Here is a 14789-nt window from a genome sequence, read left to right as displayed (position 1 = left end):
AGATGTGATGCGACAGATGTAAGGAACCCAGCGCCATGACCACCGCCTTGGAACCCGCCCTGTCGGTACGCCAGGTCCTCGCCCTGGACCGGGTCCTCGCCGGGGAGCCCGAGGTGGTGGCCGGGGCCGGTCAGCTCGACCGGCCCGTGCGCTGGGTGCACGTGGCCGAGGCGCCCGACGTGGGCGTGATGCTCAGCGGCGGCGAGATGGTCCTCACCACCGGGGTCCTGCTCGCCGGCGACGAGGAGGCCCAGGCCGAGTACATCCGCTCGCTGTACCGGGCCGAGGCCGCCGCGGTGGTCCTCGGTCTCGGTCGGGCCTTCCCGACGCCGCCCGAGGTGATGCGCCGGGCGGCGGAGCGGTGCGGACTGCCCATGGTGGTGCTGCACCGCCCGTTCCCGTTCGCCGAACTCACCGAGGAGGTCCAGTCCCGGCTGGTGCGGCGGAAGTTCGCGGCCGTGAGCCTGTCGGAGGCCGTCCGCACGGCCCTGACCGGGCTCATCACCGCCGGTGCCCCGCTGCAACGGCTCCTCGACGAGATCGCCCACCATGCGGGCTGTCCGCTCGTCGTCACCAACCTCGCCCACCGTGTCCTCGCCACGGCCGGGGAGCGGTCGGCGGTCGACGACGTGCTGCGGGACTGGGAACGGATCTCCCGCCAGGCCGGCGGCAACCAGGTCGACGGCTGGATCCGGGCCGAACTGGGCGGACGCGGCGAACGCTGGGGCCAGATCGTGCTCTGCGGCCACCGGGGCGACATCGCCACCGGGCGGCTGCTCGCGGACCGGGCCGCCGAGGCGCTCGTCCTGCACCGCATGCTCGGGGGCGCGGCGCACAGCTGGGAGGAGCAGTCCGCGCAGAGCCTCCTGACGGACCTCGTCTCCGGCGTCGTCCCGGCCCGTCAACTCCTGCCGAGAGCGCGGGCGGCAGGGCTGCCCGTCAACCGCCGTACCTTCGTGCCGCTCGTCGTACGCGACGGTGATGCCACCCAACTCGACCGTGTCCTGAGGATGTTGGGGCTGCCGGGGCTGGTAGCCGAACTGGCGGAGGGGGCCACCGCCGTGCTTCTCAGCCTGGCCCGGGACCAGGACGCGGCCGCGCTCACCGCGCACTTCGCGACCCGGCTGCGGTCCGAGTCCGGGGTGGGCCGGACGGTCGTGGCCGCCGCCGAGGCGCGGACCACGTGGGAGGACGTGCCGGGCGGACTGCGGGAGGCACGGCATGTGGCGGACGCCGTCGCCCAGTCGGCCGCGACCGGGCTCGACCTTCCCGTCGTCGTACGCCTCCGCGACGTCCATCTGCGTGGTCTGATTCGGCTGTTGCGCGACGATCCGCACGTCCAGGCCTTCGCCGAACGGGAGTTGGACGGTCTGCTGTGCGGCGACGGGCACGCCGAGCAGGATCTGCTGCCCGTCCTGCGGACCTATCTGGCGACCGGCCGCAACAAGTCGCACACCGCCCAGCTGCACCACGTCAGCAGGCCCGCGCTGTACCGGCGGCTGGAGGCCATAGAGGCCCGCCTCGGGGTGGACCTCGACGACTTCGAACAGGCCGCCTCCGTCCACATCGCCCTCCTCGCCCACGACGCGCAACAGGGCTGAAACATGCCGGGACCTGCGAAAACGGCGGTGAAACATGCGCCCACGAAGGGGTGACACGGTGGAACGGAGAACGCCCGCAGACGTGACACCGTGCAACTCAAACCCGATCTCCGGGCTTCCTACGCTCGCTGCACACCGAGTGACCGGAGGTCCCGATGAGCAGAGTCATCCGCGCAGCCATCTTCCAGACGGCCTGGACCGGCGACAAGGAGTCGATGATCCAGGTCCACGAGCAGGCGGCCCGCGACGCGGCCGCCCAGGGCGCTCAAGTGCTGTGCTTCCAGGAGCTGTTCTACGGGCCCTACTTCTGCCAGGTCCAGGACAAGGCGTTCTACGAGTACGCGGAAGCGATCCCCGACGGCCCCATCGTCAAGCGCTTCCAGGCGCTCGCCAAGGAACTCGGCCTGGTCCTCGTACTGCCGATGTACGAGGAGGAGCAGCCGGGCGTCCTCTACAACACCGCCGCCGTGATCGACTCGGACGGCAAGTACCTCGGCAAGTACCGCAAGCACCACATCCCCCAAGTCCCCGGATTCTGGGAGAAGTTCTACTTCCGCCCCGGCAACGCGGGCTGGCCCGTCTTCGACACCGCCGTCGGCAAGATCGGCGTCTACATCTGCTACGACCGGCACTTCCCGGAGGGCTGGCGCGCCCTGGGCCTCGGCGGCGCCGAGATCGTCTTCAACCCCTCGGCCACCTCGCGCGGCCTGTCCCGCTACCTCTGGCAGCTGGAGCAGCCGGCGTCGGCCGTCGCCAACGAGTACTTCATCGGTGCCATCAACCGGGTCGGCGTCGAGGAACTCGGCGACAACGACTTCTACGGCACCTCCTACTTCGTGGACCCCGAGGCCCAGTTCGTCGGCGAGGTGGCCAGCGACAAGGAGACCGAACTCGTCGTCCGCGACCTGGACCTGGCCAAGCTCCGCGAGGTCCGCGACCGCTGGCAGTTCTTCCGCGACCGCCGCCCGGACGCGTACGGCCCGCTGACGGCGCCGTAGCAACGCTTGACCCGCGCCCCTGGATCTTTTAGGGGCGCGGGGAACTGCGCGACCAGCCACGAACGACCGGCACTGTCCCGACAACCGAACGGAGCGTGACCGAATGAGCGGCCGTACTCTGATCCGCGGCGGTCTCGTGATCACCGCATCAGACGAACTGCACGCCGACGTCCTGATCGAGGACGGCCGAGTCGCCGCCCTCGCGGCAAGTGGCACCCCCACCGCCGACGCCTGGACAGCGGACCGCACCCTCGACGCCACCGGCAAGTACGTCATCCCGGGCGGTGTCGACGCCCACACCCACATGGAACTCCCCTTCGGCGGCACCTCCGCCTCCGACACCTTCGAGACCGGGACCCGCGCCGCCGCCTGGGGCGGCACGACCACGATCGTCGACTTCGCCGTGCAGAGCGTCGGCCACACCCTGCGCGAGGGCCTCGACGCCTGGCACGCCAAGGCGGAGGGCAACTGCGCGATCGACTACGGCTTCCACATGATCGTCTCCGACGTGAACCAGGACACGCTCAAGGAGATGGACCTGCTGGTGCAGGAGGGCGTCACCTCCTTCAAGCAGTTCATGGCCTACCCCGGCGTCTTCTACAGCGACGACGGTCAGATCCTGCGCGCCATGCAGCGCTCCGCCGAGAACGGCGGCCTGATCATGATGCACGCGGAGAACGGCATCGCGATCGACGTCCTCGTCGAACAGGCCCTGGCCCGCGGCGAGACCGACCCCCGCTACCACGGCGAGGTCCGCAAGGCCCTGCTCGAAGCCGAGGCCACCCACCGCGCCATCAAGCTCGCCCAGGTCGCCGGCGCCCCCCTGTACGTCGTGCACGTCTCGGCCATGGAGGCAGTGGCCGAGCTGGCACGCGCGCGTGACGAGGGGCTCCCGGTCTTCGGCGAGACGTGCCCGCAGTATCTGTTCCTGTCCACGGACAACCTCGCCGAGCCGGACTTCGAGGGCTCCAAGTACGTGTGCAGCACCCCCCTGAGGCCGCGCGAACACCAGGCCAAGCTGTGGCAGGGGCTGCGCACCAACGACCTCCAGGTGGTCTCCACCGACCACTGCCCCTTCTGCTTCGTCGGCCAGAAGGAGCTGGGGCGCGGTGACTTCTCCAAGATCCCCAACGGTCTCCCGGGCGTCGAGAACCGGATGGACCTCCTCCACCAGGCGGTCGTCGACGGGCACATCTCGCGCCGCCGCTGGATCGAGATCGCCTGCGCGACCCCGGCCCGGATGTTCGGCATGTACCCGAAGAAGGGCACGATCGCGCCGGGCGCGGACGCCGACATCGTGATCTACGACCCGCACGCCGAGCAGGTCATGTCCGTCGAGACGCACCACATGAACGTCGACTACTCGGCGTACGAGGGCAAGCGCACCACCGGCCGGGTCGAGACGGTCCTCTCGCGCGGCGTACCCGTCATCACCGAGCGGGAGTACACCGGGCACGCGGGGCACGGTGTCTACACCCCCCGCTCCACCTGTCAGTACCTCAACTAGGAGCGGAGCACATGGACTTCGGACTCGTCCTGCAGACCGACCCACCGGCCTCGCGCGTCATCGAGCTGATGAAGCGCGCCGAGGACAACGGCTTCACGTACGGCTGGACCTTCGACTCCGCCGTCCTTTGGCAGGAGCCGTTCGTCATCTACAGCCAGATCCTGTCCAGCACGACGAAACTGACGGTCGGCCCCATGGTCACCAACCCGGGCACCCGCACCTGGGAGGTCACCGCCTCGACCTTCGCCACGCTCAACGACATGTTCGGCAACCGCACGGTCTGCGGCATCGGCCGCGGCGACTCGGCGATGCGGGTCGCGGGCCGCAAGCCCAACACGCTGGCCCGGATCAGCGAGGCGATGAAGGTCATCCGCTCCCTGGGCAGCGGGGGAGAGGCCGACCTCGGCGGCACGGTCATCAGCTTCCCGTGGATCAAGCCCGGCGCCGAACTCCCGGTCTGGATGGCCGCGTACGGCCCCAAGGCCCTGAAGATGACCGGTGAGGAGGCCGACGGCTTCATCCTCCAGCTCTCCGACCTCTACCTCACCGAGTACATGGTCAAGGCGGTCAAGGACGCGGCCGTGGCCGCCGGGCGCGATCCGTCCGAGGTGAAGATCTGCGTGGCCGCCCCCGCGTACGTCACCGAGGACGACTCGCCCGAGGCGCTGGCGCACGCCCGGGAGCAGTGCCGCTGGTTCGGCGGGATGGTCGGCAACCACGTCGCCGACCTGGTGTCCAAGTACGGGGAGCACTCCGCGGCCGTACCGGAGGAGCTGACGGACTACATCAAGGCGCGCGAGGGGTACGACTACTCCCACCACGGGCGCGCCGACAACCCCGACACCCAGTTCGTGCCCGACGAGATCGTGGACCGCTTCTGTGTCATCGGCACCCCCGCCATGCACATCGAGAAGCTGAACGCGCTGCGGGCGCTCGGCGTGGACCAGTTCGCCGTCTACGACATGCACGACGCCCAGGAGAGGGTGATCGACGTGTACGGCTCGACGGTCATCCCGGCGGTCAACGGCTGACCCGCTTCCCGGAACGCCCTGCCGACTGCAAGAATCCGGCCACTCGACGAACGGAATCGGCCGCTCAGACCCCGGTGCCGCAACCATCCGGTCCCACAAGGCTCCGGTCCCACAAGGCTCCGGTCCCACAAGGCTCCGGTCCCGCAAGGTCCCCGTCCGCTCCAGACCCCCCACACCTTGTCTCCCTCCCCTCCGCCGTCCCGGAGGGGAGGGGCCCAAGGCCTCCGCACGGCCTTTCTTCCCGTCCCGCCTCCCCTGATTGGCCTGCCCATGACCGACATAGCACCCACGGGGTCGACGCCGACAGCCCAGTCCGCCGACCCGTCCGGGCGGATAGAGCTGGCGCCCGGGGCCTTCCCCGCCGACAGCCCCTTCGCCAACGAGGACCTGCGCCCCGTACCCGTCTCCGAGCGCAAGTGGACGACGTACAACTTCGCGGCGCTGTGGATCTCCATGGCCCACTGCATCCCCAGCTGGACCCTGGCCTCCGGCCTGGTCGCCCTCGGCATGGACTGGAAGCAGGCCGTCTTCACCATCGCCCTGGCCAATGTCATCGTGCTGCTGCCGATGCTGGCCACCGGGCACGCCGGACCCAAGTACGGCATCCCCTTCCCGGTGCTGGCCCGCGCCTCCTTCGGTTTGCGGGGCGCCAACATCCCGGCGATGATCCGGGCGGCCGTGGCCTGCGGCTGGTTCGGCATCCAGACCTGGATCGGCGGCTCCGGGATATTCGCGCTCGGCTCCAAGCTCACCGGCGGTGAGTGGGAGAACGCGGGGAAGATCGCGGGCAACCCCTGGCCGCTGTGGCTCTGCTTCATCCTCTTCTGGGCGTTGCAGATAGCGATCATCTACCGCGGCATGGACTTCCTGCGGCACTTCGAGAACTGGGCCGCGCCGTTCGTGATCGTCGGCGCACTCGTGCTGCTGATCTGGATCGCCGTCAAGGCCGACGGCTTCGGCGCCCTGCTCGACCAGCCCTCCAAGCTCGGCTGGGGCCCCGACTTCTGGCCGGTGTTCTTCCCGTCGCTGATGGGAATGATCGGCTTCTGGGCCACTTTGTCCCTGAACATCCCTGACTTCACCCGGTTCGGCGCCAGTCAGAAGGCGCAGACCTGGGGGCAGTCCCTCGGTCTGCCGACCACGATGACGCTCTTCGCGATCCTCGCCGTGCTGGTCACCTCCGGCTCCGAGGTCGTCTACGGCGAGGCCATCTGGGACCCGGTCACGCTGGCCGCCAAGGCAGACAACGTCTTCGGGCTCCTCTTCGCCCTGATCACCGTGCTGGTCGCCACCATCTCCGTGAACATCGCGGCGAACGTGGTCTCACCGGCGTACGACCTGGCGAACCTCGCCCCGAAGCTCATCAACTTCCGTACGGGCGCGCTCATCACGGGTGTCGTCGGCATCCTGATCTTCCCGTGGAAGCTGATCTCCACGCCCGAGTTCTACATCTTCACCTGGCTCGGCGTGGTCGGCGGTCTGCTCGGCACCGTCGCCGGCATCCTCATCGCCGACTACTGGATCGTCCGCCGTACCGTCCTGCACCTGGCGGACCTGTACACGCCGGGCGGGCGCTACTGGTACTCCTCCGGCTGGAACTGGCGGGCGATAGCGGCCTTCGTGGTCGGCGGTGTCCTCGCGGTCGGCGGTTCGTACTCGACCGTCTCCGAGGACGGCGTGTCCTCGGGACCGTTCCCGCACGACGGCCTGATCCCGTTCCTCAAGCCGCTCGCCGACTACGGCTGGGCGGTGGGCCTGGGCGCGGCGATGCTGCTGTACGTGGTGCTGATGGCCGGCGAGCGGGAGAGGATCCGGACCGAAGGAGCGGGTGACCGTCTGCCCCGGCCGTGATCTCACCCGGCCGTGATCTCACCCGGCCGTGATCTGCCCCGTCAGTGATCGGAGCGGCGGCGGCCCTGCTGAAAGACGTCCCTACGCGGAGTCCTCCAGTACGGCCGCCGCCTCCTTCGCGGCCTTGATGGCGCCCTTGTTGATCTCGTCCGTGTCGGGCGCCTTCTGCGACTCGAAGTCGCTGCCGTTGTAGGTGACGACCACCAGGGCGTTGGACATCCGGACGTACACCACACCCTCACGGGTCTGCTGCTTGTCCTCCGTGGTGAGGTTCACCACGGAGTAGGCCTCGTCACCGAGACCGGGCACGGCGCCGCCGCCGCTCTTCTCCGTGGTGCGCGTCTTGTAGGTGCTCTCGGCCTTGTCGTCCGACTGCTGAATCTCGTACGAGACGTCGAGCCAGCGGTAGTCGAAGCCCTTGAGCGCGTTCCACGAGCAGGTGCGGCGCACGGACTCGTTGGTCGACGCGATCTCCTTGCCAGCCGTCTTCGCCCCGGGAACAAGCGATTTGACCGTTTTCTCCGTGATGCCGGAGCAGGGAGAGGGGGCCTTCTCGTACGTCTTGGTCACCGTCGCCGTGGACGGCGCGGACTCGTCGGTCGAGACGGGCCCCGACGCCGTTTCCTGCGCGGAGTCCTCGCCGGCCGGGCTCGCGGACAGCGGACCGGACGACAACGCCCAGCCCGCGACGGCGAGTACGGCGACCGGCATCAGTCGCGCGGTGAGGGCGAGCGGCAGAGGGAGATCACGCACAGCGCACTTCTCGGGGTCGAGGCGGCGGTACCGCCGGGCGGTGGGATACGCCAGTGTCACACGACTGCCTGTGGGACGAAAGTGCGAACTCGCTCCGTGCATACGCGGTGACTGGGTCTCACGCGCGCGGAGTGCACGGCCTCGGTGCGGAGTCACGGCTTCCGAGCCGCGTCCGTGTCAGGATCGGTCCATGATCCTGATACGCGGCCGTTCGGCCTCCCGCGCGCTCCTGGTGACGGCGCTGATCCTGGCCGTCGGTGGCTGCGGGCTCGGGGACGAAGTGGACCGCGAACTCGATCCCGACCGCGCGGCACCCCCGACGTCGGCCTCGTCGACACCCCCGCACGTGCCCGAGGGGCTGCGGGTCTCGGAGCCGCCCGCGGCCACGGAGACGTCACCCGGCGCTGGGCCCACCGGGGCCGCGTCACCCGACGGGGCGGCCGCCTGCCCGACCTCCGGCGTACGCATGCTGCCCGGCCTCGTGGAGGCGGCGATGGGCCTGCGGGCGATGAGCGTGACGCTCACCAACTGCGGCGGGAAGCCGTACACCGTCAAGGGCTACCCCTCGATCCAGTTGCTCGACGAGGACGGCGAGACCTACGACGACGTACGCGTCCTCCAGGGGGCGCGGGACATCACCACCGGCGTGCCCGACTTCGGACCGCACCAAGTCACCCTGAAGCCCGGCCAGTCCGCCGGGACCACGCTGGTCTGGCGCAACACGGTCACCGAGGTGGCCGTGCCCGCCGTCAACGCCCCCGCGCTGCGCATCGCCCCGCTCCCCGGCCGCCCCGCCGAAGTCCTCACCCCCGACGGCGGCCTCGACCTCGGCAACACGGGCCGCCTCGGCACGACCGCATGGACGCAGCTCGCCCCGGACTTCTGACGCGCCCGGGTTCTTAACCGGTTGCGGGTCCGTCGTGGTGATCAGCACCCTGGAGCCATGAGCCGGTCACCGTACGACACCGAGTCCCAACTCCCGTCGCTGCCCGAGGAGATACTCGCCTACTACGAGCGCGGCGGGGAGCTCACCCGCCTCAGGCAGGGCGCCGGCCGGCTGGAGTTCTGGCGCACCCAGGACCTCCTGCGGCGGCTGCTGCCGGCGGCTCCCGCGCGTGTGCTCGACGTCGGTGGCGGCACGGGGATCCACGCCGAGTGGCTGGCCGAGGACGGGTACGAGGTCGAGGTCGTCGACCCCGTGCCCATGCACGTGGAGCGGTCCGGGCGGCTGCCCGGGGTCACCGCCCGGCTCGGGGACGCCCGCGCGCTGCCCGTCGAGGACGCCGGCTACGACGTCGTCCTGTTCCTCGGGCCGCTCTACCACCTTCCCGAACTCCCGGACCGGGTGCGGGCGTTGGCCGAGGCCCGGCGGGCGGTGCGGCCGGGCGGGGTGGTGGTCGCGGCCACGATCAACCGTTTCGCGGGGCTCAACGACACGCTCATGCAGGGGAACTACTTCATCCCTGAGCGCCGCGAGCGCACCGATGCCGTGTCGGCCCACGGCAGGCACCGGTACTCGTCGGCGGACCCGCACTTCACCACCGCCTACTTCGCCGATCCCGCCGACGTGCCGGGCGAGTTCGCCGAGGCCGGGCTCGTACCCGAGGGGCAGTACGGCGTCGAGGGCGTCGCCTGGCTGATGGGCGGGATCGAGGAGTGGCTGGACGACCCGGAGCGCCGGGAGGCCGTCCTGGCGGCGACCCGTCGTATCGAGTCGGAGCCGACGCTGCTGGGGGCGAGCGGACATGTGCTGACGGTGGGGCGGAGGCCGGGAGAAGACCTGGAGGGCACCCTCGGCTGAGACACCGTGCGCCACGCGCTGCGTACGATCACGGAACACCCGTCGCGAGTTGAGGAGTCCGCCCGTGTTCACCACTCGACCGACGCTCCAGGGGACCTTCGGCATGGACGCCCCGTGGGTGGGGCGCTGACCTGGGCATTTGGCACCCGTTGAGTCCCTGACCTGCGGAGACGCGTCGTTCAGTGTCTTTCGGAGGGGTGTCGGCTTATGCCGCTCGAACTCCCCAGAGCCTCCCCGAATGACAAGAAACTCCCCAGCCGCTCCCCAGGCGGAGTGGCTGGGGAGGACCCAGCGGAATGCTGAGCACCTGCGTCTGTGATGTGCCGAGGAGGGGCCGCCGAGCTGAGTCCACGCTGCTGGCAGGTGGGCGGTCTGGGAACGGCCCTACTCAGGTTGAACTCGTGGAGCCTGTCAGGCCGTGACGGTTCTTGACCGCTGCGGTACGGCGTCGTCATACGGTACGCGCATGGGGGCGGGCTGACGCCCAAAGAGCAGCAGAAGCGGGGAGCGGGTGCGCCTTCAGACGGCTGAGCGGCTCAGGGCGGGGTGCCCGGCGTCGTCGCGGCAGACGCGGGTTCGGTACGAGTGCGCTCGGCCCGCGGCTTGGCGCTGCTGATACCCCCCAGGCTCGTGTCTGCTGACGGCTCGCGTGGCACGCGGGCACGCCGCGCCCGGGTAGCGCTCTGTTGCCTTTGTGTTGTCCAGTCGGATCACCTGCTGGCGCTCCGCCTCCGCGCGCTGCTCAGCAATGGTCCTTGCCACGGTCGGGTCCCAGCCCCTGGCCGCCAGATCTGGCGCTTCGGCGTCCGTTGGCCCCTGCAGAACGGCACGCTCGAGCTGGCGACGTGCATTCGAGAGCATCGCGTCGAAATCCGTTGCGCCGCGTGGCAAGTTAGCGCGGACGTTTTCGGTGACATCGGCTGAGTGCGAACGGAGATACAGCCCCCCGCGCTTGCCCATCGCGTGGCCTACGCCGTGCCCCAGCAAGTCGATGTCTGCAAGATGCGGTGACGTCGTCGAGAAGACTCGGTCAAGTGCCGCCTCAAATTCCTGTCGCATGATGTGTGAACTGACAAGGATGGTCGTGAACCCGGAGACTTCCTCCATCACTTCAGCGATATCGGCACGCTCGCGTGGATCCTGGATTCCTGCCATCTCCATGTGGTGGGTCAAGGGCAGGGGGAAGGAAAACGAACCGGATGCAGCGGCATCCCGTACCGCAGGGAGAGCCGGCGTGTACCCCTGACCGCGGCGGGCGAACCAGGTGATCGGGCCAGGCGTAGCTGGGCTCCTGTCGTCGTGCCATGGTGCCCAGCCTCTCAACGAGGCTCTGACGGCGCCTCGGCATTTGTGCGGACCCGCCGACGCTCCACAGCCATCCACGGACGCCTGGTTGTTGATCCGGTCACTGGTTCCCGCGCTTGCAGCGACGACGCTCGCTGCCTCCCTTCCTCGCCTTGCTCGTGCAGTTCCTTCGGCAGCCCAGGACGCTTTGAGTTGCCCAGGGGAGCGATAGGCATGTTCGCTCGCCCGGTTGATCTTTCCGGTGAACGCTTCGAGGCCGCTGATCATGTGATAGCTCTGAGCCGGTGGAATGGGTCTATGCGGGGGTGGGCCAATGTCGTTGACGTCTCAGCTGCGTGACGGGGAACTGAGCAAGTGGTGTGCCCGCCGGTTCACCGGTTCGGCGGAGGCTGTCGGCCGATTGGCCGGCGCCACCCGCGGCCGTAGGCCCGTGTTTCCGAGCGGGCAGGTCGACGGACGGCACTGGGCTTCGATCGGCGGCGCGTTCGGCGCCCGTCTGGCCGCGTTGGTGCAGCCCGCACCGCCGTACTACGCGCTGCACGGCCTGGTGGCCGCCAGGCTGGTAAGCCGTGAATGGGTCAACGAGCAGGCCGCGCTCTATCCGACCCACGCCGATCTCGGCGAGCGGGAACGTGCCAGAGCACTCGACCTGCGCCCGACCATGATGGGGTGGCTGGACCTCTGCCCCCTGGCCCGGTCCGTGCCATCACGGCACAGCTCCGACACGGAGCGCGCCGACTTCGTCAACAGCATCGTGAAAGCCCCTCGCAGGGAGCTCGACAGCATCGTCAACAGCATCATGCGGGGGCCGAACTCCCAGGCTGACCGGTACTGGCCGGCGGAGCCCGTGCTGGCAGACCTGTTCACCCGTACCCGTGCCTACTTCGCCCAGCATGCGCCTCCGGGGCGCCTCGGCACCCGCGGCGCCGAGGCCGGACTCGCCCGTGTCTGCTGGCTGCTGGACATGTTCGAGGACGTCTACCGCTCCGGCACCATCCATGAGTCGATGCACCAGGTCTTCCGCCCAGGCGTCCCGACCGTGGAGACGATACGCGCGGCCGCGAACGAATCGGTCGTGGACGAACTGGCACTGCTGGCACGGCAGACAGAGGTCCACGGCGCCCTGGCCGAGCTGCGCCGACTGGCAGGCGATCCACCCGAGGGCCAGCCACTGGGCATCGCCAGCCCCGTCTTCGTCAATCACTGGGCCGACGGCGACCTGCTGATATCCGGCCCGACCGGAGCCACGCTGATCGACGTCAAAACGGTGGCCAGGGTCGACAAACAGGACCGTTCCGTACGCTGGCTGTGGCAGCTGATCGCCTATGCCTGGCTGGACATCGCCGACCGCTACCGCATCCGCGACGTCGGGCTGTACCTCGCTCGGCACGGTGCACTCGTTACCTGGAGCCTGGACTCCCTGGCCGGCACCCTGCTACGCGGCGGCGACCAGGACGAGGCGCGCGCCGAGTTCCGGGCGCTGGCCGAACGGGTGCTCACTAAAGAAGGAGCGCGGCTGCCTGGGGCAGACGCGGACCTCCTGCGGTAGACCGCCACGGGCCTGGCTCCTCAAGGCTCACCGGCGCTGTGTGCCGATGTGGTCTCCAACTGACGATCACCGTCAGCGCCACGCGAGACTCGGTGACGTTGTGGCTGGCGATCACCGCGACTTCCGTGATCGGAAGCCATGTTCTTGTAATCTCTGCCGGTCAACCCGGCATGATCTGAGTACCCCCTTGTCGGTGGATGCTCGAGTGGACGTTTCGGACAGCCGCGCCCCGTCGATCAAAAGGAGGCGGGCATGGACCCAAACGGACATGAAAGCTGTGCCGCATCGGACCCCGAACAGCCGGCGGACCGATCCTCGGCGCAGCCGCACAGCGATGGAAACTCGGACCGGGACAGGGCGGTCGCGGATATGGCGGGCGAGTTCGGCGCGGAGCTGGTGCAGGCGTCCTGGCCACTGGTCGATCTGAAGAACCGACCGCCGGGAGAGACGCGGGTGGTGCCGTTGCCGCCGCACCTGGTGACGATGTGGCGCGAGCATGCCGCCACGTTCGGCACGGCTGACGATGGCCGGCTGTTCTTCACCGAGCAGGGCCGGATCATCACGTACACCACCTACAACCGGGTCTGGCACGAGACCCGTGCCCTCGCCCTGTCACCCGCCCTCGCCAGCACCCCACTCGCGAAGCGCCCGTACGACCTGCGGCACTCGGCCTTGTCCACGTCCATCAACAACCAGCGCATCGAAGGGCTCCTGAGCGCCTACGACCAGCCGCCTGAGCCCGACCAGCAGAACGAGGAGTAGCTCCTCCGAGACGCACCGTGCCGGATGTCAGAGTGCCGCCGAACAGACGGATCCTGTCCGTTGCGTCACGGTGCGCCCCGACGGTCTGTCGTCATTCTTCGGCTGGCTACTGCGGCCGGTCGCGCCGCGTGTCGGGCAGGCCCTCCGCGGGCTTGACAGGTCCGTTGGGCGGGCGAGTTGCTCCGGCTCCGTCATGCGGGTGCGAGATGCGGCAGTCCAAGTGCTGTGACGGCTTCCGTCAGCTCCTTGTCGTAGGTGACGAATGACCTTGCGGGCGGGCGGGCGTGGTGGCGGTGGATCTCGTCCACGAACGCGCACGCCTGCGCGAAAGAGATGGGATCACGGTGGTGAGCATGACGGCCTTCTCTGGCTCTCGGCTCGCAGGTTGTTCGGCTTCATTGCCGTTCCCGTCAATTCCGGTGGGCTGATTCCGCGTTGGCCTGCCGGATGGCGTCCACGCGACGTGGGCACCCTCCGCGGCGCTTGTGGTCAGCGCCTGAAGGCGTCCTTGGCCTTGTCGCCCGACTGCTTCAGGTTTCCGGAGATCTGGTCGGTCCTGCCTTGGCGTTGTAGTCGCCTGTTGCGGATGGTCCGGCCGATGCGTTCGGTGATCCGACCCTTGAACGCCTGGGTCTTGTGCTTGATCGTCTGTCCGACGCTCATGATTGTCCTCTGCTCGTTCGCTCGATGGGCTCTCGCGCGTGATGGCCGTACAGGCCGCCCGTTACCGCGGGCGGGAGAGCACCTTGGGAGAGTGCCTGGTGCGGATTACCCGCGGCTGCGGCCGTACCGGCGGCCACCGCTACGCCTGCCACCGCCGCGCCCGCGCATGGCGAAGCCGACGATCCAAACGACCAGCAGTACAGCGGCGACCCACCAGAGGGTCTGCATGGTGAAGCCGAACCCGAACACCACCAGGATCAGCAGAAGGAGAAGAATCCACAGAATCATTGCCGGGCCTCCAGATCGCGGGAAGTTCCTGAGTTCCGCGGGGTCCGGGCGAAGCGGGAGAGGTGGAATGCTGCCCCCGAACAATCCGGAGTGGCATAGCCCTACGCCGTGCTGTCAGTCAACGCCCGGCAACTTCCCTTGTCAACATGGTGTCGACGCGGGGGAGTTCTGGGAGCTGGGCAGGGGCCGCTGGGACAAACGGAGCCTCGGCGGAACCGTCGACCGGCTCGGCCGGCGGCGCCGGCAGGACGTGGTCCTCCCACCAGGACAGGCCCATCACGGTGGCGAGCAGGACGAAGGGGGCAGAAGCCGGAACGATCAGTACGTACATGCGTACCGCCTGCGGTGGGATGCGTGCGACGCGGCGGGCAGCAGAGGGAGGATGCCCGCATGGGGCGCATCGAGGCGGCGCAGGATCGCGCAGCGACGGCGAGTGCGGGAGCGGCCCCTAGGTAATCGGGACGGGGTCCGGCACCGATGCGCCAGGTGCGCCCCCGAAGGAGCGCGAGAGGTGATCGACGCTGCCGGGGGCTCGGGCCGTACCGTGCACACTAGCCCTCTCCGCACTCCCTGGACAGATGTCACGTGGCCATCTGCTCCGGGTGGCAGACCGTTACATGGGGCGCTATGCGCAGCCTCTGGGGAGGGCTACGCTGTTCGAACAGGCCCCAGCCCCCGGC

The 14789-nt window shown here is 69.1% G+C and carries 13 protein-coding genes; 9 read left to right on the top strand and 4 right to left on the bottom strand.

Going from position 1 to position 14789, the window contains the following annotated elements; all coding sequences use genetic code 11:
• Positions 1 to 35 precede the first annotated feature (35 nt).
• The 5 genes from PUR53_RS27380 to PUR53_RS27360 all read left to right on the top strand — a co-directional run bounded on the left by PUR53_RS27380 (position 36) and on the right by PUR53_RS27360 (position 6988).
• A complete protein-coding gene (locus tag PUR53_RS27380; protein ID WP_329895801.1) occupies positions 36 to 1601 on the top strand; it encodes a PucR family transcriptional regulator in 1566 nt (521 codons plus the stop codon).
• 155 nt (positions 1602 to 1756) lie between these two features.
• Positions 1757 to 2599, top strand: a complete 843-nt coding sequence (locus tag PUR53_RS27375) for a nitrilase-related carbon-nitrogen hydrolase (protein WP_329895800.1) — start codon at positions 1757 to 1759, stop codon at positions 2597 to 2599.
• A 103-nt stretch (positions 2600 to 2702) separates the two neighbouring features.
• Positions 2703 to 4106, top strand: a complete 1404-nt coding sequence (gene hydA / locus PUR53_RS27370; protein ID WP_329895799.1) for a dihydropyrimidinase — start codon at positions 2703 to 2705, stop codon at positions 4104 to 4106.
• 11 nt (positions 4107 to 4117) lie between these two features.
• Positions 4118 to 5137: a TIGR03842 family LLM class F420-dependent oxidoreductase gene (locus PUR53_RS27365; protein ID WP_329895798.1), complete on the top strand. Its 1020-nt coding sequence runs from the start codon at positions 4118 to 4120 to the stop codon at positions 5135 to 5137.
• Positions 5138 to 5407: 270 nt separating this feature from the next.
• Positions 5408 to 6988 carry an NCS1 family nucleobase:cation symporter-1 gene (locus PUR53_RS27360; RefSeq protein ID WP_329895797.1) on the top strand — a complete coding sequence of 527 codons (1581 nt, stop codon included), beginning with the start codon at positions 5408 to 5410 and terminating at the stop codon, positions 6986 to 6988.
• An 81-nt stretch (positions 6989 to 7069) separates the two neighbouring features.
• Here PUR53_RS27360 and PUR53_RS27355 read toward each other — a convergent pair whose 3' ends face one another.
• Entirely contained in the window at positions 7070 to 7741 is a 672-nt protein-coding gene (locus PUR53_RS27355; RefSeq protein WP_329909976.1) for a hypothetical protein, read from the bottom strand.
• Between the two features lie 190 nt (positions 7742 to 7931).
• On the opposite strand from PUR53_RS27355, the gene PUR53_RS27350 reads away from it, so the two are divergent.
• Together PUR53_RS27350 and PUR53_RS27345 are read left to right on the top strand one after the other, a co-directional pair.
• Positions 7932 to 8627 (top strand): DUF4232 domain-containing protein, encoded by a 696-nt coding sequence (locus PUR53_RS27350; RefSeq protein WP_329909975.1) that lies wholly within the window; start codon positions 7932 to 7934, stop codon positions 8625 to 8627.
• Between the two features lie 57 nt (positions 8628 to 8684).
• A complete protein-coding gene (locus PUR53_RS27345; RefSeq protein ID WP_329909974.1) occupies positions 8685 to 9542 on the top strand; it encodes a class I SAM-dependent methyltransferase in 858 nt (285 codons plus the stop codon).
• 519 nt (positions 9543 to 10061) lie between these two features.
• Here the strand turns inward: PUR53_RS27345 and PUR53_RS27340 are convergent.
• Complete coding sequence (locus PUR53_RS27340) at positions 10062 to 10697, bottom strand: hypothetical protein (RefSeq protein WP_329909972.1); 636 nt, start codon at positions 10695 to 10697, stop codon at positions 10062 to 10064.
• Between the two features lie 463 nt (positions 10698 to 11160).
• Here PUR53_RS27340 and PUR53_RS27335 point away from each other — a divergent pair, with 463 nt between their 5' ends.
• Together PUR53_RS27335 and PUR53_RS27330 are read left to right on the top strand one after the other, a co-directional pair.
• Positions 11161 to 12396, top strand: a complete 1236-nt coding sequence (locus tag PUR53_RS27335) for a hypothetical protein (protein WP_329909970.1) — start codon at positions 11161 to 11163, stop codon at positions 12394 to 12396.
• A gap of 252 nt (positions 12397 to 12648) precedes the next feature.
• Complete coding sequence (locus tag PUR53_RS27330) at positions 12649 to 13158, top strand: hypothetical protein (RefSeq protein WP_329909968.1); 510 nt, start codon at positions 12649 to 12651, stop codon at positions 13156 to 13158.
• Between the two features lie 489 nt (positions 13159 to 13647).
• Here the strand turns inward: PUR53_RS27330 and PUR53_RS27325 are convergent, their stop codons facing one another.
• Positions 13648 to 13821: a CsbD family protein gene (locus PUR53_RS27325; RefSeq protein ID WP_329895792.1), complete on the bottom strand. Its 174-nt coding sequence runs from the start codon at positions 13819 to 13821 to the stop codon at positions 13648 to 13650.
• 105 nt (positions 13822 to 13926) lie between these two features.
• Positions 13927 to 14109, bottom strand: a complete 183-nt coding sequence (locus tag PUR53_RS27320; protein WP_319178158.1) for a hydrophobic protein — start codon at positions 14107 to 14109, stop codon at positions 13927 to 13929.
• Between the last annotated feature and the right edge of the window lie 680 nt (positions 14110 to 14789).

The organism is Streptomyces sp. SP18BB07 (assembly GCF_036322545.1).
In the GTDB taxonomy this organism is placed as follows: Bacteria; Actinomycetota; Actinomycetes; order Streptomycetales; family Streptomycetaceae; genus Streptomyces; species Streptomyces deccanensis.
The sequence above is the reverse complement of the archived record's forward strand: the minus strand, read 5'-3'. Positions and strand labels throughout refer to the sequence as shown.

Bases quoted from the DNA above. Each gene is read 5' to 3' on its own strand.
- PUR53_RS27380 (WP_329895801.1), top strand. From the start codon at position 36: ATGACCACCGCCTTGGAACCCGCCCTGTCGGTACGCCAGGTCCTCGCC.
- PUR53_RS27375 (WP_329895800.1), top strand. From the start codon at position 1,757: ATGAGCAGAGTCATCCGCGCAGCCATCTTCCAGACGGCCTGGACCGGC.
- hydA (WP_329895799.1), top strand. From the start codon at position 2,703: ATGAGCGGCCGTACTCTGATCCGCGGCGGTCTCGTGATCACCGCATCA.
- PUR53_RS27365 (WP_329895798.1), top strand. From the start codon at position 4,118: ATGGACTTCGGACTCGTCCTGCAGACCGACCCACCGGCCTCGCGCGTC.
- PUR53_RS27360 (WP_329895797.1), top strand. From the start codon at position 5,408: ATGACCGACATAGCACCCACGGGGTCGACGCCGACAGCCCAGTCCGCC.
- PUR53_RS27350 (WP_329909975.1), top strand. From the start codon at position 7,932: ATGATCCTGATACGCGGCCGTTCGGCCTCCCGCGCGCTCCTGGTGACG.
- PUR53_RS27345 (WP_329909974.1), top strand. From the start codon at position 8,685: ATGAGCCGGTCACCGTACGACACCGAGTCCCAACTCCCGTCGCTGCCC.
- PUR53_RS27340 (WP_329909972.1), bottom strand. From the start codon at position 10,697: ATGGCAGGAATCCAGGATCCACGCGAGCGTGCCGATATCGCTGAAGTG.
- PUR53_RS27335 (WP_329909970.1), top strand. From the start codon at position 11,161: ATGTCGTTGACGTCTCAGCTGCGTGACGGGGAACTGAGCAAGTGGTGT.
- PUR53_RS27330 (WP_329909968.1), top strand. From the start codon at position 12,649: ATGGACCCAAACGGACATGAAAGCTGTGCCGCATCGGACCCCGAACAG.
- PUR53_RS27325 (WP_329895792.1), bottom strand. From the start codon at position 13,821: ATGAGCGTCGGACAGACGATCAAGCACAAGACCCAGGCGTTCAAGGGT.
- PUR53_RS27320 (WP_319178158.1), bottom strand. From the start codon at position 14,109: ATGATTCTGTGGATTCTTCTCCTTCTGCTGATCCTGGTGGTGTTCGGG.